General features: G+C 73.5%; 18 protein-coding genes. 8 read left to right on the plus strand and 10 right to left on the minus strand.

Annotation, left to right across the window (positions count from 1 at the left end):
- Positions 1-8: 8 nt before the first annotated feature.
- The 8 genes from B7K25_RS05520 to B7K25_RS05550 form a co-directional block, all read right to left on the minus strand.
- Complete coding sequence (locus B7K25_RS05520) at positions 9-947, minus strand: hypothetical protein (RefSeq protein ID WP_084104713.1); 939 nt, start codon at positions 945-947, stop codon at positions 9-11.
- A 151-nt stretch (positions 948-1,098) separates the two neighbouring features.
- Positions 1,099-1,242: a hypothetical protein gene (locus B7K25_RS13705; RefSeq protein ID WP_159450125.1), complete on the minus strand. Its 144-nt coding sequence runs from the start codon at positions 1,240-1,242 to the stop codon at positions 1,099-1,101.
- A 114-nt stretch (positions 1,243-1,356) separates the two neighbouring features.
- On the minus strand, positions 1,357-2,844 hold the full coding sequence (locus B7K25_RS05525) for a hypothetical protein (RefSeq protein WP_084104714.1): 1,488 nt from the start codon (positions 2,842-2,844) through the stop codon (positions 1,357-1,359).
- A gap of 96 nt (positions 2,845-2,940) precedes the next feature.
- Entirely contained in the window at positions 2,941-4,434 is a 1,494-nt protein-coding gene (locus tag B7K25_RS05530) for a hypothetical protein (RefSeq protein WP_084104715.1), read from the minus strand.
- Between the two features lies 1 nt (position 4,435).
- Complete coding sequence (locus tag B7K25_RS05535; protein WP_159450126.1) at positions 4,436-5,317, minus strand: sigma factor-like helix-turn-helix DNA-binding protein; 882 nt, start codon at positions 5,315-5,317, stop codon at positions 4,436-4,438.
- 77 nt (positions 5,318-5,394) lie between these two features.
- Entirely contained in the window at positions 5,395-6,930 is a 1,536-nt protein-coding gene (locus tag B7K25_RS05540; protein ID WP_084104717.1) for a hypothetical protein, read from the minus strand.
- A 1-nt stretch (position 6,931) separates the two neighbouring features.
- Positions 6,932-7,999: a hypothetical protein gene (locus B7K25_RS05545; RefSeq protein WP_084104718.1), complete on the minus strand. Its 1,068-nt coding sequence runs from the start codon at positions 7,997-7,999 to the stop codon at positions 6,932-6,934.
- A 72-nt stretch (positions 8,000-8,071) separates the two neighbouring features.
- Positions 8,072-8,872, minus strand: a complete 801-nt coding sequence (locus tag B7K25_RS05550) for an HAD family hydrolase (RefSeq protein ID WP_371328285.1) — start codon at positions 8,870-8,872, stop codon at positions 8,072-8,074.
- Between the two features lie 110 nt (positions 8,873-8,982).
- On the opposite strand from B7K25_RS05550, the gene B7K25_RS05555 reads away from it, so the two are divergent.
- The 5 genes from B7K25_RS05555 (at position 8,983) to B7K25_RS05575 (ending at position 12,199) form a co-directional block, all read left to right on the plus strand.
- Complete coding sequence (locus tag B7K25_RS05555) at positions 8,983-10,119, plus strand: TadA family conjugal transfer-associated ATPase (protein WP_084104719.1); 1,137 nt, start codon at positions 8,983-8,985, stop codon at positions 10,117-10,119.
- Positions 10,116-11,219 (plus strand): type II secretion system F family protein, encoded by a 1,104-nt coding sequence (locus B7K25_RS05560; RefSeq protein ID WP_084104720.1) that lies wholly within the window; start codon positions 10,116-10,118, stop codon positions 11,217-11,219. Before B7K25_RS05555 ends, B7K25_RS05560 begins: the two co-directional genes overlap by 4 nt.
- 97 nt (positions 11,220-11,316) lie before the next feature.
- A complete protein-coding gene (locus B7K25_RS05565; protein ID WP_084104721.1) occupies positions 11,317-11,484 on the plus strand; it encodes a DUF4244 domain-containing protein in 168 nt (55 codons plus the stop codon).
- Complete coding sequence (locus B7K25_RS05570; protein WP_084104722.1) at positions 11,481-11,810, plus strand: hypothetical protein; 330 nt, start codon at positions 11,481-11,483, stop codon at positions 11,808-11,810. The genes B7K25_RS05565 and B7K25_RS05570 overlap by 4 nt, the downstream gene beginning before the upstream one ends.
- Positions 11,807-12,199 (plus strand): Rv3654c family TadE-like protein, encoded by a 393-nt coding sequence (locus B7K25_RS05575; protein ID WP_084104723.1) that lies wholly within the window; start codon positions 11,807-11,809, stop codon positions 12,197-12,199. The genes B7K25_RS05570 and B7K25_RS05575 overlap by 4 nt, the downstream gene beginning before the upstream one ends.
- Before the next feature lie 277 nt (positions 12,200-12,476).
- Here the strand turns inward: B7K25_RS05575 and B7K25_RS05580 are convergent, their stop codons facing one another.
- Both B7K25_RS05580 and B7K25_RS05585 read right to left on the minus strand, forming a co-directional pair.
- Positions 12,477-14,429, minus strand: coding sequence for a hypothetical protein (locus B7K25_RS05580; protein WP_084104724.1), 1,953 nt, complete (start codon positions 14,427-14,429; stop codon positions 12,477-12,479).
- A complete protein-coding gene (locus B7K25_RS05585; protein ID WP_084104725.1) occupies positions 14,426-15,016 on the minus strand; it encodes a SigE family RNA polymerase sigma factor in 591 nt (196 codons plus the stop codon). The genes B7K25_RS05580 and B7K25_RS05585 overlap by 4 nt, the downstream gene beginning before the upstream one ends.
- A 165-nt stretch (positions 15,017-15,181) precedes the next feature.
- Between B7K25_RS05585 and B7K25_RS05590 the strand changes: the two genes are divergently transcribed.
- From B7K25_RS05590 to B7K25_RS05600, 3 genes are all read left to right on the plus strand, one after another.
- Positions 15,182-17,518 carry a sodium-translocating pyrophosphatase gene (locus B7K25_RS05590; RefSeq protein ID WP_084104726.1) on the plus strand — a complete coding sequence of 779 codons (2,337 nt, stop codon included), beginning with the start codon at positions 15,182-15,184 and terminating at the stop codon, positions 17,516-17,518.
- 167 nt (positions 17,519-17,685) lie between these two features.
- Positions 17,686-19,251 carry an MFS transporter gene (locus tag B7K25_RS05595; protein ID WP_084104727.1) on the plus strand — a complete coding sequence of 522 codons (1,566 nt, stop codon included), beginning with the start codon at positions 17,686-17,688 and terminating at the stop codon, positions 19,249-19,251.
- Positions 19,248-20,672 carry a M20/M25/M40 family metallo-hydrolase gene (locus B7K25_RS05600; RefSeq protein WP_084104728.1) on the plus strand — a complete coding sequence of 475 codons (1,425 nt, stop codon included), beginning with the start codon at positions 19,248-19,250 and terminating at the stop codon, positions 20,670-20,672. The genes B7K25_RS05595 and B7K25_RS05600 overlap by 4 nt, the downstream gene beginning before the upstream one ends.
- Positions 20,673-20,786: the final 114 nt, after the last annotated feature.

A 20,786-nucleotide genomic window follows, 5' to 3' on the forward strand; every position in this document is an offset into this window, starting at 1 on the left:
CCGGGCCCCTACTCGATGGTGAAGGTCGCGGCCTCGGAGATCGCGATCGCGGGCGCCGCGTCCACCACGTAGTACTCGGGGACCTCCCGCGTGAGGAGCTCCGTGAGCACGTCCTGGGGGACGTCGCACAGCAGCTCGGTGCCGCCGCCGGGGGTGTCGGACTCGTGGCAGTACGGCTCGAGCTCGGCGCTGTCGGCCAGCGGGGAGTACCCGGCCGTGTACTGCAGGTAGGCGAGGTCGGTGTAGCCCTCCTCGACCAGCGCGCGGGCGGCCGCGGCGGACTCGCCCATGATCACCGGGGTCCAGGCGTAGACCTTGTACTCGCCGGCCGGCAGATCGGCGTGCTCGGCCTCGAACGCGGCGGCCTCGGCCTGGCGCTCGGCGACCTCGTCGTCGCTCGCGGCGGACCAGTCGAAGTCGTCCCAGAACGATGACAGCTGCGCGGACACGTCGCACAGCGACGCCCCGGCGAAGCTCACCGGCTCGGACGCGGGCTCGCCCTCGGGCGAGGCGACGGAGTACTCGGGCACGAACTCGCTGGCCCAGTCGGGCGTGACGACCACGCCGTCACGGGTGACGATGAGCTGCCCTTCCTGCGCGAGGAAGGCCGTCGCCTGGTCCGCGTCCGTCACGTAGGACACGGTGGCCGATGCGCTCGTGCCGTCGGTCTCGACCGTCACCTGGGGGGACACGCCGTTGGCGGTGGAGGGCTCGGACGTCCACTCCTCGCCGCACACCGGAGGAGTGAAGAGCCCGCCGGCCTCGGCCTCGATCTCGTCGACGGCGAAGGTCACGGCGACGGTCGCGCCGGTCGCCGCCGGTGTGGCGGACGGGTCGCCCGCGGCCTCGCTCTCCGGCTGCACCAGGAGCTTGACGCCGTACCATCCCACCGCGGCGGACAGGCCCGCGATCGCTATCGCGCCCACGGCCATGAGCCCCTTGTTCATCGCGCCGTCGTATCCTTCCGGCGCAGGCTCGCGCCACCGTGAATCTTCGTGATTGAGGCTCAATGGTACGGCCTCGAATCTGACGAATCGATAGCCCGCGCGAAGGATTGCGCGCCGTGCCTGGTCAGGGGCATCCCCTGTGAGCAAGCCGTCACGCCGCGGGTGCTCCGACGGGTGCGGCAGGGCGTTCGGGGATCCCGTCCGGCGACGGTTGCCACGCCTGGATGGTCCACCCGATCGCGATGCCGAGCGCGAGCGCCGCCGCCGCGGCGACGCCGGTGAGGGCTCGTCCCATGGCCTCCCCGTTCCCTGAGTCGTGTCGCGCACCAGCAGCGCCGATGCGCCCTCACCAGACTCAACGTGCGGGAGGGGGCGAAGGGTTGGGTCGGGCTACGCCATCCATCGGGGGCTACGACATCGAGTGGATCGCGAGCGGGCCGGGCACCACCCGCCGACCCTCGCGGTCGGTGATCGCCGCATCCTCGACGATCGCACCTGACTGGACGGCGGCGGGCGCCTCCCCGTCGCACCAGTGGATCGTCGACGTCTCCAGCGCCCAGGGCTTGGGCCCGACGTAGCGGATCACGTCGAGCTCGGTCCCGCCGACGCTGACGACGTCCGTCCAGCCCACGACCGTCTCGACGTAGACGGTGGTGGAGGCGTCGACCTCGACCTCGGAGCCCGACAGCAGCCAGAGTCGGCCGGCCTCGGGCAGCTCGACCCTGATCTCCGACCACGCCCCGGTGGTGCGCGGCCAGACCGCGGCCGTGATGGTGTCGCCGGTCTCCAGCGTGGCGAGGCTGTCCTCGACGTCGATGCTCAGCTCGTTCGACTCGACCCACCCGTACTCGGCGCCGCACTCGGGGACGGCGCCCGCGACGAGGGGCTGCGGCTGGTCCTCGGGCGACACGTAGGGGACGTACTCGCCGACGGTCACCGTCACGGGCTCGGACACGAGCGTCACGTCCAGCTCCTCGGAGAACAGGTGCGCGTCGAAGGGGACCGTGATGGTGCCCGCCTCCCGGTCGATCGTGGTGCCCGGCACGGCGCTCGGGTCGCACACCAACGGTGCGGGTCCTCCCCAGGTGTCCCCGTACTGCTCGCACTCGTACGAGCCAGGCTGCAGGGCGCGCCAGTCCCCGGAGGTGATCATGCGGTTGGACCCGTTGAGGTCGTAGATCGCGGCCTGCTCGGGGGAGGCGGTCACCCGCGTGACGACGTAGAGGTCGTAGTCCCCGCCGGCGAGCGGTTCGTATCGCGCGGAGTCGGCGCAGTCGAACGCGTAGCCGAACCACGGGAGGTACTCGGCGGTGTTCCACCCCTGCGAGATCGTGCGCCACTCGACCGAGCCGCCGAACCCGTCGTACCCCACCACCACGCCGTCGCGGACGAGCACCGCGACGGGCGACTGCACGAACGCGTGGGTCGTCTCCTCGACGTCCGCAGCGAGGGTGACGTTCGCGACCGTCTGGCCGGTCGACTCCGTCTGGTCCTGCGAGAGCACGCCGTCCACCGAGACGTCGAAGGTCGCGGAGAACGCGCCGTCCCGGTCGGCGGGCGTGGGCGCCGCGTCGCCGCACGCGACGGGCGGCGTCGAGCCGTACCACCCCTGGATCGCGGGGTCGTCGAGGTCGAGCGTCGCGTAGGCGATGGGTGCGGTGGACGCCACCGAGGGCGTGGGAAGAGGATCGACCGGTGCCGCGAGGCTGCCGGCGGTCGCCACCGCGGCGACGGCGAGCAGGCCCACGCCGAGCGCGGAGCCAGCGCCGATCCCCAGCGCCGACCGTCGGCGCCGTCGCCGGACCGCTCGCCGCACCCCTTCTGGTGCCTGCGCGCCCGAGCCGGCGCGCGCATCGGCGCCCACCTGAGCCTTGAGCTCGTCCCCGAGGTCGCGCACGTCACCACCCCCGCGGTGGGGCGGTGACGCGTAGGTGGCGTGCTCGCGCGCCCCGTCGGGCGTTGACGAGCGCGGCGGGGGCCGGGCGGCGGCGGGTTACCAGAAGTTGCCCATCTGCAGCGGCCCCTCCGAGTCCCGTGTGCCCATGTCGTCGGTGATGGTGATCGTCGCCACCATGACGGAGCTCGCAATCCTCTCGGCGGCCTCCTCGAAGCCCTCGCACCACTGGAGGTCGGTGACGGACAGAGGCCACGAGGCGGGGCCGTCGAAGCGGACGATGTCGAGGGTCGCGTCGCCCATCGACGTCACGTCGGCCCAGCCGACCACCCGCTCGACCCAGGTCGTGAACCCGTCCTCGGTGGTGAGGTCCTCGCCCGCGAACAGCCACAGGCGACCGTCGTCCGGCATCGTCACGGAGGCCTCCGCCCAGCTGTCGCCCCACACCCACACGCCGGGTTCGATCGTGTCGCCTGCGTCGATGGAGCCCAGGTTGCCGCTCCAGTGCAGGAGCGCCTCGCCGCCCTCGAACCAGCCGTAGGTCTCCCCGCACGCCGGCACCTCGCCGGCCTCGAGCGGCCCGGGCCCGCCGTCGGTCCCGTGGTGATCGATGCGCTCGCCGAGCGTGACCGTGACGGGCTCGGACACCAGCGTGATGTCGAGGTCGCCTGAGTACAGGCTCGCGTCGTAGGGCACGGTGGCGGTGCCGGCGCTGCGGTCGATCGTGGTGCCCGGAAGTCCGCCGGGGTCGCACACGAGCGGCTGATAGCTGTCCCAGTCCGCGTACTGCTCGCACTCGAAGGATCCCGGCTCCATGGACTCCCACGAGCCTCCACCCATGACCTGCATGCCGTGGGTCTCGAGATCGTAGACGGCGGCCTCGGACTCCGAGGCGGAGATGCGGGCGACGATGTACATCTCGTACTCGCCCGCCGGCAGGGGCTCGTACGACGTCTCGAAGCTCTCGCAGCCGACGGTGTAGTTCCACCACTCGAGGCTCGGGCTGAAGGACCATTCCGTGCCGATGGGCCACCAGTCGCGGGAGCCCACCGCTCCGTCGAAGCCCACCACCACGCCATCGCGGACGAACAGCGCATACGGCTGGTGGACGAAGGCCAGCTGCTTCTCGGTCGGGGTCGCCGTGAGGTGGGCCGTGCCGAGCGCGGTGCTGATGCCGGAGCTGGAGTCCTGCGACAGCTCGCCGTCGACGGTGATGTCGAAGTCCGCCGCGAAGTCGCCGTCCGTGGCCCGGGGCTCGGGGGGAGCCTCGCCGCAGCCGAGAGTCTCGGGTGCGCCGTACCACCCCAGCGTCGTGGGGTCGTCGAGGTCGAGCGTCGCGTACGCGATGGGCGCGGTGGACGAGACCGATGGCGACGGCAGCGCCTCCTCGGGCTCGGCGAGGCTGCCGGCCGTGGTCACGGCGGCGACGGCGAGCAGGCCCACGCCGAGCGCGGAGCCGGCGCCGATCCCCATCGCCGAGCGGCGGCGGCGCCTGCGGATCGCGCGCCGCACGGTGCCCGGGGCGTGGGCGCCGGCGCCGGCCCGCGCATGGGCTCCGATACGGGCCTTGAGGTCGTCTCCGAGGTCGCGCACGTCACCAGTCCTTGTGGTGGCCGCCCACGGTCACCGTCGCGGTCTCGAGCGAGCCGTCCGAGTCCGCCTGGTCCGGCACATCCCAGCCGAGCGGCCGCAGGCGCGCTCGGGCGTCCTCGAGCAGCTCGCGCGCGGCGGTCGGCGCGATCGCGAGGCGATCCGCGATCTGGCTGGTGGTGAGGTCGTCGTAGCAGCGCAGCACCGTGGCAGCGCGGGTGCGCGGAGGAAGCGTGGACAGCGCCGATGCGGGCGTGGGCGGGGCGGCGACCGTCACCGGGGCGGAGGAAGGGGAGCGGTCGACGTCCGGGCTCTCCCCGGCACCGCGGGAGTGCGCCGGGGCGGCCGGTGGAGCCGATGCGGTCGTCAGGTCCCCGGCGTCCGGTTCGTCCGCGGCTGTGGCCGACTCCGCCGCGGTGGTGGCCGCGGGCGCGTCGGGTGCGGACTGGCTGTGGGCGCCGGGAGGCGCGAACGCGCTCGTGTCGTTCGACTCGGGCGCGACGGCACCACGGACGCTGGACACCTCTGCCAACCGGGCAGGGGGCGGAGCGAACGGGTCGGATTCGGCCTGGTGCGACGCCAACGCGTGCGGAGCTGTGTCGTGCAGTGCGGCGCTGGGCGGCGAGGTGCGACCGTCGGCCCTCGCTGGGTCCTCGCCCTCGGGCGTCGCGGCCCGCAGGAAGCGCGCGACGATCGCGCGGCGCACGGCGTGCTCCGCCTCGTCGGGGGACGCGAGGCGGCGCCGACGGCCGAGCACGTCGACCAGCGCGGCGTCCACGAGCTCGGCGCCCGCCCGGTCCTCCCCGGCGAGCGCAGTCGCGTACGCCACGAGAGACGGATACCGGGCATGGGCGAGCTGCTCGTACAGGTCCTGCCAGCGCGCCACGACGCCCCCTTTGCGATTCGGCTCCACTGAACACTACGGGCGCGGGGGTGCGAAAGGTTGGGGCGACGCGGCAGGTCTCACTCGATGCGCAGCACCTCGTAGGTCTCGACGCCGCTGCCGGTGACCACGGTGTGCGGGGCGACCAGGGAGAACGTGAGCGACGCGGTGGGGACGGGCGAGGGGCGCTCGCACCACTCGATGTCGCCCAGCGACACCGTCACCGTCGTGGGCCCGACGTAGCGATCGATCTCGATCCGGGGCTCGACCGCGATCGGCGCGGACCCGACCACCTCGTGCAACGTGTACCCGTAGGAGCCGCCGTCGTCGAGCGCCGCTCGCCGGTCGATGCGCTCCGTGAGCCACAGCGTCCCGCCGTCCGGCACCAGCACCGCCGCCGCGGACCAGTCGCGCCCCGCGACCCACACGTCGACGAGCTCCCGCGACCCGAACGCGATCGAGTCCGTCGGCTCGGACCAGCTCAGGCGCACCGCGGACTCGTTCAGGCCGCCGTAGGTGGCGCCGCACTCCATCGGCTCGCCGGCGACGTGCGGCGGGTTCTGACGCTCGATGCGCACCCGCGGGTTGGGCGCCACGTCGTAGATGGTCATCGCGACGGGCTCGGTGACGAAGGTGACGTCCACCGCGCGCCCGAACGACTCGGCGCGATAGGGAAACGTGACGGTTCCGCCCTCGAGGTCGACGGTGGTCCCCGGGACGGCGTCCGGGTCGCACGTCAGCGGCAGGGAGGCGCGGGGCTGCTCGCGTGCCAGGTCGCACTCGTACGACCCTTCGCGGTAGGCGGTCAGCAGGCTCGTCGGCGGGACGGCGAAGCCTCGGCCGGCGAGATCCGCCCGCGCGTTGGCCTCCTCGGTCGCGTGCACCCGCGTCATCCAGGCCACCTCGTAGTCGCCCGCCTCGAGCCTCGCGAGAGGGCCCATCGCGGCGCCGGGGCCGGGGTCGGCCGTCCCGCCGCAGGCGAGCGCAAGGGTCGCGAGCCCGACCCAGTGCTGCGTGCTCGGGTACGCATCGGCGAAGGTCGTCACTCCGCGCCGCGCGCTCGGCGTGAGCCAGCCCACCACGATGCCGTCCTGGGCGACCAGCCCCACGAGCGGGTCGACGACGACGGGGAACTCGTCGTAGCGCCCGTAGCGAATCGTGGTGCTCGCCTGCGCGGGCGACCCGTACCCGCCCGCGCGCACGATCACCTGGTCGGGCACCTCGTGCTCCGCGCGGAAGCCGTCTCGGGCGCTCATGGACGCGGGCAGAGGCTGGCCGCACTGCGGCGGCCCTTCCAGCAGGGGATCGTCGAGCCAGTCCTCGCCCGCGCCGAAGCGCACCGTCGCGAGCTCCCACTGGACCGGCTCGGTCGTCGGCAGCACGTCGGGGATGGGGTCCGACGCGTCCGCGGCAGCCGGCGGCGCCGAGCTCGGCCCAGGGAGCGCGGCGATGCTCAGCAGGGCGACCGCCACGGCCGCGCCGCCGGCCCAGAGCGCGCCGCGTCGCGCCCGGTTGCGACGCACCGTCCGTCGCCACTCCTCGGGCGGGCGTGCACCGTCGAGGCGCCGCGCGTGATCGTCGCGCAGGCGCGCGAGCTCGGTGGGCAGGTCGCGCATGTCACGGCCCCGCGTCGATGGTGACCTCGACCTCGGCGAGGGCGTCGTCCACCACGGCCGGCGCGACGATGATCCCCGCCGCGCGCCCGATGCTGTCGGCGCCCGCGTCGATGCGTCGTCGCGCCTCGGGGGACGTCATGCCCGTGAGGTCCGCGACGCGCCGCGGCGAGACCCCGTCCAGGTGGTAGAGCACGACGAGGGCTCGCGTCGACGTGTCGAGGTCGGCGAAGGCGTCCGCGACCGGATCCTGCTGGGCTTCCGGATCTGGCTCCGGATCCGGCTCCGATGGCGGGGGCTCGTGGCCGACTTCGGGGGCGCCAGCCTTGTGGGCGCGCTCGTCGAGCGGCCCAAGGTTCGGGTCGTGCGCGCTCGCCGTGGTCGCCGCACCGTCGCCGGGCGCCACGGCGCCGCGGCTCGATCCCGGTTCCGAGGTGCGGTGGTGGCGGTCGCCCCCGTCGGGCGGGGGTGCATACGGATCGGTCTGTGCACTCTCGGCAGTCAGGTCGTCACCTGCGGTGAGTGGCCGATCGGCCGTCGGCGCGTGGGCATGAGCCGGCGCTCGTGTGACCGACCGCGCTACGAAGCCGGGCGGAGGCGCGAAGGGCGAGCCGCGCATCGGCGCTGTGGACGGCGCGGCCGGCTCGGCGGACGCAGCGTCGTGCGGGGCACGGCCGGCTGCCGCGAGGCCGGCTGCCGGAGGCCCTGCGCGCCGGACCCCCTGGACCGAGTCGTGGTGGCGGTCGCCGGGATGGTGCACCGCGCCCGGCGCGAGCGCCTCGAGCGCGGACTCGCGCTCGTCCCAATCCGGGTGGTGGTCGGACGAGGCTGTCGACTCTTCGCGCGGCGCGGAGCCCAGCACGGCCGCGCGCCGCGAGATCGCGTCGCGAACCTCGACCGCGAGCAGGTCGTCCGGCGGGAAGCGGCGTGCGCGGGACACGGCGGCGACGACGGCTTCGCGCACCAGCGCCTCGGCGTCGTCGTCCGAGTCGCAGAGCAGGCGGGCATGGGCGAGCAGCCCGGGATACCGCTCGCCGGTGAGCGCGTCATAGGCCTGCTGCCAGCGCGACATGGCCCCTTCTTCCTCAGTCCCTTACGACACTACGTCCAACGGGGCGCGTGCCGCATGGGCAAGGGAGCGGGGTCAGTCTTCCTCGGTGCTCGCGCTGCGGGCGAGCAGGACGACCGCCGCGACCACCGCGGCGATCGCGACCACCGTGATGAGCGTCGACCGGGGCGAGGGGCCCTGGTGCAGGCCGACGGGTCGCTTGAAGCGCAGCGCGCCCCAGCCGTGATGAGCGGCGGCTGCCCGCAGGTTGCGGTCGGGATTGATGACGAAGCCGTGGCCCACGGCGTTGAGCATGGGCGCGTCCGTGATCGAGTCGGAGTAGGCGAAGGACCGCGACAGGTCGTAGCCCTTCTCCTCGGCCAGCTCGCGGATCGCGTCGGCCTTGGCCTCGCCGTAGGCGTAGGAGGTGATCTCGCCGGTGTAGAAGCCCTTCTTGACCTCGAGCTCGGACGCGACCACGGCATCGGCGCCTAGGAGCTGGGCGATGGGCTCGACCACGTCGCGGGCGGACGCTGACACGATGACCACATCGCGCCCGTTCTCCTGGTGACGACGGATCAGCGCGAGCGCCTCGTCGTAGACAACGGGATCGATGTGCTCGTGCACGGTCTCCTGGACGATCTGCTGGACCTTCGCGACCTCCCAGCCCTTGATGAGGTCGCTGAGCGAGTCCCGCAGGCGATTGGTCTGGCGCTCGTCCGCGCCGCCGATGAGGAACAGGAACTGCGCGTACGCGGTCCGGAGCGCGTGCGCCCTGGTGATGAGGCCGCCGTCCATGAACGACCCCGCGAACGCCATCGACGAGCTCGTCGCGATGATCGTCTTGTCCAGGTCGAAGAACGCGGCGGAACGGACCTTGCGGTTGCGCATGGGCATGGAGACCTCCTTGTCCGGTCAGCCTAACGGGAGCCCCTGACGCCGACCAGCGTCGCGCGTCCCCAGGGTTCGTGGGCATCGCCGCAGTCCTCAGGAGTGCAGCAGCGCCGATGCGCGGGCCGGGCGGGTGGGCGACCGTGGGGGTCGTGACGGTCGGGGTGGCGGGGGACGAGGCGGGGGGGACGTCCGCGTTTGCGGGGCCTCTCGCACCGTGGCTCGGAGCACCGGGCGTGACGGACGTCCTCGTGCACGCACCGAAGCAGGCGTGGATCGACCGGGGACGCGGCCTCGAGCGCGTCGCGGTCGACCTGCCCACGGCCGACGCGGTGCGCGGCCTCGCGGTGCGGCTCGCCGCCGCCGGAGGACGCCGGCTCGACGACGCGAGCCCGGTCGCGGATGCGCGGCTGCCCGACGGCACGCGGCTGCACGCGGTGCTGCCGCCGGTGGTGCCCGACTGCGCGGCGATCTCCCTGCGGCTGGTGAGGGCCGAGCCCCTCACCCTCGCGGACCTCGCCGCCGCGGGCGCGCTGGACTCCGTGACGCGGCGCGTGCTCGAAGCGCTGGTGGAGCGACGAGCGTCGGTGCTCGTCACCGGTGCCACCGGGAGCGGCAAGACGACCCTCATGGCCGCGCTGCTGTCCCGCGTGTCCCCGACCGAGCGCATCGTCGTGATCGAGGAGGCGGGCGAGATCGTGCCCGACCACCCCCACGTGGTGCGGCTCGTCGAGCGGCGCGCCAATGTCGAGGGGGTCGGGGCGGTGGGGCTCGCGCGGCTCGTCCGCGAGGCGCTGCGCATGCGCCCTGACAGGGTCGTGCTCGGGGAGTGCCGCGGTGCCGAGGTCCTCGACGTGCTCGCCGCGTTCAACACCGGGCACCCGGGGTCGATGACCACGCTGCACGCGAACGCCCCGGACCAGGTGCCGACCAGGCTCGCGACGCTCGGGGCGCTCGCCGGCATGCCCGAGCGCGCGGTCCACGCCCAGGCGCTCGCGGCCTTCGACGCTGTGCTCCACGTCACCCGCGGCCCCAGCGGGAGGCGCGTGGCGCAGGTGGCCGTGCTGTCACCGACCGGTGGCGGCCTCGAGGTGGTGCCGGCCCTGCTGCGCGTCGATGGCGCGGATGACGCGGACCCGGGCCCGGGCGTCGACGCCCTAGCGACGCTGGTCGGCGATGGCCCGCTCGCCGGACTCGGCCGAGCGCGCCTGTCGTCCAGGATCATGCTCGCCCCCGAGCGGCGGGCCGGATGATGCGCTGGCGCCGCAAGCCGTCTCCGGGCTCGGGTGAGCCCGCCGCGCGTGATCCCGCAGCGGTGCTCGCGGACGCGGTGGCGCTCCTGCACGCCGGCCTCGACCCCGAGAGCGCCTGGCGCGTCCTCGGCGTCAGCACCGAGGGCGACGGCGTGCCGGTGCGGGGTGGATCGGCGTTCTCCGCGGACCGCGACGTCGAGGCGTCCGTGCGAGCTGCCGCGCTCCTCGCGCGCGACACCGGCGCCCCGCTCGCTCGGGTGCTCGAGGCCATCGACGGCGCGCTGTCGCTCGTGCGCGATGCGCGGGACGCCGCCGAGGCCGCACTCGCCGGGCCCAGGATGAGCGCGAAGATCCTGAGATGGCTGCCGCTCGTGGGGGCGGCGCTCGCCGCCGGCGTGGACCCGAGCGTCGTGACACTCCTGGCGACCTCGCCCGCCGGGTGGGCGCTGCTCGCGGTCGCGGGCGTTCTCACGTGGGCCGGGTCGGCGTGGATGTCGCGCATGGTGCGGACCGCGGCCGGGCACCGCGCCGGCGGGCGGGTGCCGACGTCGGTGGTGCTCGCGCTGGTCGACGCCGCGCTCGCGGCGGGGGTGCCGGTCGACGTGGCGTGCGAGCGGGTGGCGCGGGTGGTCGACGGCAGCGGCGCTCGCGCGCTGCGGCGGCTGGCGGAGTTCCAGGCTGGGTTCGACAGGGCCTCCGAGGCGGCGGCTCCGTCTGCCGAGGGCGCGCCCTCGCCTTCGGTCGCGCGGACCCGGCGCCGCAGTCGGGCCGCGCGCTCGCGCGGTGAGCTCGACGAGCTGCACGACGCGCTCGCGGGGCCTCTCGCGCTCGCCGCGCACGCGGGTGCGCCGGCCCGGTTCGGGCTGCGTGCCGCGATGGTGCGACTCGATCGCGAGCAGCGCCGCCGCGCCCAGCGTGCGGCCGGCGAGCTCGGCGTGCGCCTCACGCTCCCGCTCGCGCTGTGCCTGCTGCCGTCGTTCGTGCTCGTGGGCGTGGTGCCGCTGCTCATCGCCGTGATCGCCGGGGCCGACCTGGGATCGCTGCCCGGGCTCGAGCCGCCGCCGAGCGGTGAACCGTCCCCAAGTGCGTGGACCCGGTGAGCTGCCCACAGTTCGGGTCCGTCGCTATCGCGACGACGCCGGATCCCCCGCACGCTGGCCACGTCCCGGCGACCGTTCGGGACGGGAAGGAGACACCATGACCCTGCTCCGACGAGCGCTCCGCGAGGACGATGGCATGGCGACCACCGAGTACGCCCTGGTGACGGTGGCCGCCGCGGCCTTCGCGGGGATCCTCATCGCGCTCATCCGCTCCGACGAGGTGCGCGAGCTGCTCGCGAACATCTTGCGGTCGGCGTTCGGGTGAGCGTCCGGCGCGACCGCGGGTCGGTCTCGGTGGAGCTGGCCGCGGCGTTGCCCGCGGTCGCGCTGGTGCTCGGCGTCGTGCTGGCCGCCGTCGGATGGTCCAGGGACGCCATCACCGCCGCGGACCTGGCGGCGTTCGCGGCGCGGGTGGCGGCCGTCGAAGGCGCCGATGCGGCCGTCGCCGCGGTCTCGACGTCCGGCTCGGGCGCCCGGGTCGAGGTGACGTCCAGCGGTGACGGCCGGTCCGTGACGGTGCGGGTGACCATCGACTCGGTCTCCTGGCTGCCGGCGGCCAGCGCCCGCTCCACCGCGCTACGCACGCCGTGACGGACGCACCGCGACGCGCCGTCAGCCGGGGCGACCGCGGCTCGGGGAGCGTCGTCGCGCTCGCGGTCGTGGTGGCCGCGGTGCTGCTGGGCCTCGCGCTGATCGCCGCCGCAGCCGAGGCACACAGCCGCGTCCTTGCCCAGCACGCGGCCGACCAGGCGGCGCTCGCCGGCGCCTACGCGGCGCGAGGCGCGCTCGCGATGGGTGCCGATGCCACTGGCGCGGGGTGTGAGGCGGCGCGTGAAGGCGCGCGGGCGAACGGCGTCGCGCTGGTGCGCTGCGCGGTGCGGCGCGCGGACGTCACGGTGGAGGTGCGAGCGCCCAGCGGCGTCGGCGCGGTCGCGGTGGCGGGACCGGCGTTCGCCGCCGCAGGTGCGCGATCGCCGTGAGGCTGCCGACGTCCAGCGGTCGCATGAGGCGCCGGTGCCGCGGACGCGAGCGTGGCGGTCTCGGCGGGAGCGTGCTCTCAGCACGCGCAGAGGAGGCCCGGAGGCGGCGCGGCTGAGGGGGTCACGCCGCCCCCGGGTGCATGACGAGCCAGGTCGGACAACGCCTTCCGCGCTCTTGTCGCAATAGTGCCACAGGTGGGGGCCACGCGGGCAGGTTTCAAAGAGTTTCGATACTGCCGTGGTGACGGGCCATCGACGGGCCCGCTACCACCTCCCGTCAGCGCACCGTGAGCGTGCCCAGCGCCGTCCACACCTGGAACTCGACCCAGTCTCCACCGCCGTCCGGCGCCGGGGCGATCGAGATCATGTCCGGCTCGACGGCGGGGGTGTCGCCATCGCCGTAGAGCACGGGCTCGTCGCCGGCCGTGAAGCCGCCCGTCGCGCCCGCCTCGCCGAGCTCCTCCAGCCGGGCCATCGCCTCCTGCTCGACCAGCGCATCGGCCTCACCGCCGAACGCGACGGCGTACTCGCCGCCCACGTACACGCTGGTGTGCGTCAGCAGCGTGTAGGTCCCCGGGGCGACACCCGACGATCCGTCGCAGGCGTTGACGTTGCGCAGCAGGCTCTCGCTCGCGTCGGTCGCGCCCGGGGCGAAGTGCCCGTTGTCCGGCATCACGGACAGCTCGGCGATCGCCGGCTCCGCCATGCCGTAGCCGCCGCGCTGGAGGGGCTCGGTGTAGCTCTCCGCGACCACGCGGCCGTCGCGCACCAGCGCAAGCATGGGCGTCTGCCCGCCCCAGAAGCTCGGGATGGTGTACTCGGAGACGTTGGTCGTCGAGGCCGAGACGAGCGGGTTGCCGTCGACCACGTAGCCGTAGCTCACCGAGATCGAGGCAGGGGCGTCGAACCGCACGTCGAGCAGGCCCATGTCGGCCGACTCGGACGGGAACGTGCCGTCCGTACCCGAGTCCCACACGCAGCCGTAGTACAGCGACTCCCAGGCGCCATCCGTCTGTGTCGCGGCGTCGTTCGCCTTGACCCAGCGCTGGCTGCCGGGGGCCATGTCCCACAGCGCCGATGCGCGGGTCGCGTCGAACAGGGCGCGCGCCTTCTCGGGGGTGAGGAGGTCGTCGGGCACCTCGACGGGGTCGTTCGGCTCGACCGGGTCGATCGGGTCGACTGGCGGCTCGCCGGGCTCCGAGTGGCCGAGGTACGCGCCGAAGGGGTCGTCCACGGGATCGCCCTCGATCACGAGCGTGGTCGGTCCGGCCGCGACGCGGAACGTCTCGGGCAAGGCCCGGGAAGACGTGGTGTCCGAGCCCGCCGAGCCGGAGGACCCGCCACCGGTGCCGGACTCTGCCGCACCGGACTCTGCGGCACCGGACTCAGCGCCGTCCGTGACGACCGACGGGTCGGTGCCCTCGATGTCCTCCTGAGGGACGTCGTCGGGCGTCGGGCCGACGAGCTCGTCCGACGGCACCTCCTCGGGGGTCTCGATCGGAGCCGGCTCGCTGGTGCCATCGGCGTAGGCGAGGGTCCACGCCTGGTGGACCTCGTACTTCCCGGCCGGCAGAGGGGCTCCGTCCCAGCAGTTCGCCGCCTCGAGGACGGTGGTCTGCTCGAGCGAGGTGAACTCCGTCGCCGGGTCCAGGCGCTCGTACACGTCGTCGGGCAGCATCGGCTCGTCGGCGGGTCCGTACTCGAACGGCGAGTCGCCCACCACGCGGCCCACGACGATGCCGTCCCACACGATCAGGGCATCGGGCGAGGAGATGAGGTCAACCGGACGGTCGACGGTCAGCGTGTGCGGGAGCTGAAGCTCGGTCCCGTCGATCGCGGGCTCGCCCAGCTCGAACGTCACGCCCGAGGCGTCTCCCCACGCCCAGGTGCCGTCCTCGGCGGAGAAGGTCGAGCCGCACCACCACTGCTCGGCGGGACGCGCGAGCGCGCTGTCCGCGCCGCCGTCGTAGGCCGTGGCGCCCGTCTCCTCCATCGCCTCGCCCGCGACCGCCATGTCGGCGGTCGACTCATCGGAGCCGGACAGGTTCGCCAGCGGACCCATCGCGCCGAACGCGAGCACCGCGCACGCGCCGGCGCCGAGCACGCCCGCCGAGCCGGTGCGCACCGCGCGCTGGCGGCGCACCCTGCCGGTGACGGCCTCGACAGAGACGTGCGCGTCACCCATCGGCGCGCGGTCGGCCGCGCCCCTCAGCGCATCCGAGAGCTTCATGATCCGTTCCTTCCGAAAGTGTCGTTCTTCGACGAGTCGTCCCTACCCGCGCGGGGCGAGCCCACGGCGGCCTCGCCCGCATCGGCGATGTGCGCGTCCTCGAGCGAGCCGAGAGCCAGCTCCAGCTGACCCAGCCCGTCGCTGAGGTAGCGCTTCACGGTGCCCTCGGCGATGCCGAGCTGCCGTGCGATCTGAGGAACCGTCAGGTCGTCGAAGTACCGCAGCACCACGCACGCCCTCACCCGCGGAGGCAAGGTGGCGAGCGCATCGGCCACATCCGATCCCGCCTCCACCTGGCCCATCCGGTCCGGGCTGTAGGCCTCGGGCCGGAACAGGTGCTGGACGCGCTGCCACCGCTGGACGCGGCGGTAGTGGTCCACGTAGGTGGTGGTGATGGCGCGACGCACGTAGCCCTCGGCCTTGACGGCCGTCAGCCCCTTGCGCTCGCGGGAGAAGGTCCGGACCAGTGCGTCCTGCACGAGGTCCTGCGCCTGCACCGGGTCACCGCACACCAGGTACGCATAGGACAGCAGAGCGCGCTCGCGTGAGCGCACCAGCTGCTCCATCGTGTCCTGCCACTGAGACATGTCCCCTCCGGTCGTCTCTGATCGGGTTCCTCGCAGTGTCGACGCACAGGTGGGGCGAATCGTTGGGTGGCGCCTCGCCCCGCCTCACATCGTCCCCTAGAGTGACCGGCATACCGTTCGCGCGACACCGTCGTCGCGCCAGGTCAGTCTCGTCAAGGAGGACGAATGCCTACAGCAGTGACGACCGAACTGGAGGTGGGCGGGTCGAGTCTGACCATCGTCGCCGTGATCGGCGCGATCGCCGCCGCCGCCCTGATCTTCTCCTTCGTCCTTCGCCAGCAGGTGCTCAAGGCAGCCGACGGCACCCCCAAGATGCAGGAGATCGCGGGCGCGGTGCAGGAGGGCGCCTCGGCCTACCTGGGCCGTCAGATGCGGACGCTGGTCCTGTTCGCCGCCGTCGTGTTCGCGCTACTGTTCCTGCTGCCCGGCGACGCGGGCGTGCGCATCGGCCGGTCGGTGTTCTTCCTCCTGGGGGCGGGGTTCTCCGCGACCATCGGCTACATGGGCATGTGGCTCGCGGTGCGGGCCAACGTGCGCGTGGCGTTCGCCGCGACGCAGAAGGATGGCCGCGCGGAGGGGGCGCGCATCGCGTTCCGCACCGGCGGCGCGGTCGGCATGTCGGTCGTGGGCCTGGGTCTCGTGGGCGCCGCCTCGGTGGTCTTCCTCTATCGCGGAGACGCGGCGGCCGTGCTCGAGGGCTTCGGCTTCGGCGCGGCGCTGCTGGCGATGTTCATGCGCGTGGGCGGCGGCATCTTCACCAAGGCCGCCGACGTGGGCGCCGACCTCGTGGGCAAGGTCGAGCAGCACATCCCGGAGGACGACCCGCGCAACGCGGCGACCATCGCGGACAACGTGGGCGACAACGTGGGCGACTGCGCCGGCATGGCCGCGGACCTCTTCGAGTCCTACGCCGTGACGCTGGTCGCGGCGCTCATCCTCGGCAAGGCCGCCATGGGGGAGCAGGGGCTCGTGTTCCCGCTCATCGTCACCGCGATAGGCGCTATCGTCGCCGCGGTGGGAGTGTTCATCACCAAGGTGCGCGGCGGAGAGTCCGGCCTCGCGGCGATCAACCGCGGCTTCTACATCTCTGCCGCGATCGGCGCGGTGCTCGCCGCGGTCGCGGCCTTCGCGTACCTGCCGTCCTCGTTCTCCGAGATCGGCACCGCCGCCATCGCCGACGAGTCCGGCGACCCGCGCGTCATGGCGACGGTCGCGGTGTTCGTGGGCATCGGCCTCGCGGGCCTGATCCTGTGGCTCACCGGCTACTTCACCGACACCGCGAAGAAGCCCACCCGCCGCGTCGCCGCCACCTCCAAGACGGGCGCCGCCACCGTGGTGCTGTCGGGCATCGGCGTGGGCCTCGAGTCGGCCGTCTACACCGCGACCGTCATCGCCGGCGCCATCGTCATCCTGTTCTTCGTGGCGGGCGGGTCCATCACCCTCGCGCTGTTCCTCGTCGCGCTCGCGGGCTGCGGCCTGCTCACCACCGTCGGCGTGATCGTCGCGATGGACACCTTCGGTCCGGTCTCCGACAACGCCCAGGGCATCGCCGAGATGTCCGGCGAGGTCGACGAGGAGGCAGCGCAGACCCTCACCGACCTCGACGCCGTGGGCAACACCACCAAGGCCATCACCAAGGGCATCGCGATCGCCACCGCGGTGCTCGCGGCGACCGCGCTGTTCGGCTCCTACCAGGACGCTGTGGCGATCGCGATCAGCGACGCCGCCGCATCGCTGGACGACTTCTCCTACGAGATCATCAACCCGCTCACCCTCGTGGGCGTGATCATCGGCGGAGCGACCGTGTTCCTGTTCTCGGGCCTGGCGATCGACGCCGTCACCCGCGCGGCCGGGGCGATCGTCCTCGAGGTGCGCCGCCAGTTCCGCGAGCACCCCGGCATCATGACCGGCGAGGAGCGTCCCCAGTACGGCCGCGTGGTCGACATCTGCACGCGGGACAGCCTTCGCGAGCTCGCCACCCCCGGCCTGCTGGCCGCGATGGCTCCCATCTTCGTGGGCTTCGCGCTCGGCGTGGGCGCGCTCGCGGGCTTCCTGGGTGGCGCGATCGGCACCGGCGTGCTCATGGCGGTGTTCCTCGCCAACTCCGGCGGCTCGTGGGACAACGCCAAGAAGATCGTCGAGGACGGCCACCACGGAGGCAAGAACTCGCCCGCCCACGAGGCGACCGTGATCGGCGACACCATCGGCGACCCGTTCAAGGACACCGCCGGCCCGGCGATCAACCCGCTGATCAAGGTCATGAACCTCGTCGCGCTGCTCATCGCTCCCGCGGTGGTGCTGCTGTCCTACGGCGACGGCGCCAACCCGTGGATGCGCTGGGGCATCGCGCTCATCGCGGCGACCATCGCGGTCGTCGCCGTGGCGGGCGCCTCGCGCCGTTCGCATGCCGCCGGCATCGAGGCCGAGGCGGACCTCGCCGAGTCGTCCGAGAGTCACGCCTCGGTCTCCCCGGGTGACGCCGTCGACGAGCGAGCGGAGTAGTCCAACCCAGCGAGCGCATCGGCCCTCCACGCCCCCCTCCCCGCCCGTCACACCGAAAGTGGGCCCACTTTCGTCGCCAGCCGGGCTAGAGGATGAGAGTGGGCCCACTTTCGTGGTGGGCGCGCGGGCGACACAAGCGCGACATCTGACGGTGGGAGCATGAGCGCATGACTGGCAAGCGCACAGCACTCGCGGGTGGCGTCGTGGGCGCCCTCGTCGTGGTCGAGGGGACCTCCGGCGTCCTGCAGGGCTACTACACGCCCCTGCTCACCGACATCGCCCGCGAGCTCGAGATCCACGATGCAGACATCAACTGGTTCGAGGCGGCGCAGCTGCTGCTGAGCTCGATCGTGGTGCCCGTGCTCGCGCGCCTGGGCGACATGCTCGGCCACCGCCGGGTGCTCATCGCGTCCCTCATCGTCACGATGATCGCGAGCTTCGCCCTCGCCTTCGCGCCCAGCTTCCCGCTGTTCACGGCGGCCTGGGCGCTGCAGGGCTTCTACGTCGTGTGGCTGCCGCTCAACGTCGCGATCATCTTCGCCCGCGCACGACAGCAACCCGACTCCGCCGCGCTCACCCGCAAGGGCGCCGGCACCATCGTGGTCGCGCTGCAGGCCGGCGCGATCCTCGGCGCCCTCGCTGGCGGTCAGCTGGGCGCGATCCTGCCGCTGTGGGCCGCGCTGTGCGTGCCCGCCGTGCTCGTGTCGATCGCGCTCATCGTCGTGCTGCTCAAGGTGCCGGATCCCGGCGTGCGCGGCGGCGGCTCGATCGACACGGCCGGCACGTCTGTGCTCACCATCGCGCTGCTCGCCATCATGAGCGGCCTGTCGCTGGTGCGTGTGGACGGCGTGACGCCGTGGGTGGTCGGGATGGTGCTGCTCGGCGTCATCCTGCTGGGCGTCTTCGTCAAGGTCGAGCAGCGCGTCAAGGACCCGCTGGTCGACATGGAGATGCTGCGCTCGCCGACGCTGTGGCCGGTCATCGTGACCGCCGCGCTGTTCGGCGTCAGCGTGCTCGGGGCGCAGGGGCCGCTGTCGACGTTCGCCCGCACCGACCCCGGCGAGGTGGGCTACGGGCTCGGGCTCACGTCCGCGACGGCGTCCTATCTCATCGGCGCGTACGTCCTCTCGCTGCTGATCGGCGCCGGCATCTTCGCCCGCGTCTCCGCTCTCACCACGCCGCGGTTCGTGCTCATCGGCGCGACGGCTCTCGTCGCGCTGGGCTATCTGTCGCTCATCCCGTTCCACGACGGCGTCGCCCAGGTGGTGGCGTGCATGGTGGTCGCCGGGCTCGGCTCGGGCGCGCTCGTAGCGGCGCTGCCGGCGGCCGCGGCAGCCGCCTCCCCGCCGCAGCACACCGGCGTCGCCACGGGCCTCACCAACACCACCAAGACCATCGGCGGCGCGTTCGCCTCCGCGGCCTTCGCGATCGCCCTCGTCTCGGGCGCGGCCGCGGCGGGCGGCGGCGAGTCCACCGCCGGCAGCCTCTCCGGCTACATCACCGTGTGGGCGATCTGCGGCGGCACCGCGCTGGTCGCCATGGCCTTCCTCTTCGCCGTGCCCAAGGTGGCGTTCACGTCGGGGGCCGATGCGCTCGTCGCCGAGGCGGGCGTGCTCGACGCGGTCTCGGGCCCACACGGGGGCGACGACGGAGCGCCGATGCGCGCGCCGGCCTCCCGACCCGACGACGGTTCGGGACCGGGTGAGACGGCCTCCGCGGAGGCGCGACCATGAGGCTCAGGCGTGGCGGCGCGGCCGCCGAGGCCGAGCCTGGCGCGGTCGCGACCCGCGCCGCCGAGAACCTGGCGGCCGCGGTCCGGATCGCCACCGTCACTCCCCCCGACGGACCGCTGTCCGAGTCCGACGCGGCGACCTTCGCGGAGCTGCGCGCCCTGCTCGAGGCCGCCTACCCGCACGTCTTCGCCGCCGCCAGCGACGCGGGCTCGCTCGACGTGGTGGGCCGGGCCGGGCTCCTGCTGCGGCTGCCGGGCGCGTCGACCGAGCGTCCGGTGCTGCTCATGGCCCATCAGGACGTCGTCCCGGTGCCGCAGGACTGGCAGGCCGAGGGCTGGGAGCACCCGCCGTTCGACGGCGTCATCGCCGACGGCCGCGTCCACGGGCGCGGGACGCTCGACGACAAGGGCGCCCTGATCGTGCTGCTCGAGGCCCTCGAGGGTCTGCTGGCCGAGGGCTGGACGCCCGCGCGTGACCTCCACCTGCTGTTCGGCACGGACGAGGAGCAGCACGGCCCCTCCGCGGTCGCGGCGGTCGAGCTGCTTCAGGAGCGCGGCGTCGAGCCGTGGCTCGTCGTGGACGAGGGCGGGGCCGTCGCCACCGGCGCGTTCCCCGGACTGTCGACGCCGATGGCCGCGATCGGCGCGTCCGAGAAGGGCATCACCACCGTGCGCCTCGTCGTCGAGGGACTTGGCGGCCACGCGTCGACGCCGCCGCGCGAGTCCGCCCCCGGCATCCTCGCGAAGGCGCTCGTGGCGATCGAGGCGCACCCGTTCCCGGCGGCGCTGCACCCCATCTCCGTCGAGATGTTCGAGGGCGTGGCGCCCCGCCTGCGCGGACCCCTGCGCGCGGTGCTCCGGCGCGCGGGCTCGCTGAGCGGCCTGCTCGCCCGGGTCCTCCCGCGCGTCGGGCCGGAGCTCGCGGCGATGGTGCGGACCACCGCCGCGATCACCATGCTCGAGGGAAGCCCCGCGCAGAACGTGCTCGCCACGCGAGCCGCGGCAACCGTCAACTGCCGCATCGCCGTCGGCTCGTCGGTGGCCGAGACCATCGCGCATCTCGAGCGGGTCATCGGCGACGACCGGGTGCGGCTCGAGGTCCAGGAGGCGTCCGAGCCGTCCCCGGTGTCGCCCACGGGCGACGACCCGCGGTGGCAGGCGCTCGTGGCCGCGGTCGCGGACTCGTACCCGGACGCGGTCGCCGTGCCGTACGTGATGATGGCGGCCTCGGACGCGCGCCACGTCGCGCGCATCGCCCCGGCGGTCTACCGGTTCTCGCCGCTGCTGATGGACAAGGCGCAGCGCGAGGCCATCCACGGCCCCAACGAGAACGTCTCCATCGAGTCCCTCGGGCGCGGCGTCGCGTTCTACCGGGCACTGCTGACGGGCGACGCCCTGGGCCCGCCGGCCCCCAACCGATAGCGCTCCCAAGGCAGCGAAATGGATCCAACTCGCTGGCCTCAGGCCATAGGCCAGCGATTCGGATCCGATTCGCGGTGGTGCGAAGGTGAGGCGCTGCGGCGCTGCGGCGTTTCG

The sequence above is a fragment of the Demequina sp. NBRC 110056 genome (genome assembly GCF_002090155.1).
GTDB lineage: Bacteria > Actinomycetota > Actinomycetes > Actinomycetales > Demequinaceae > Demequina.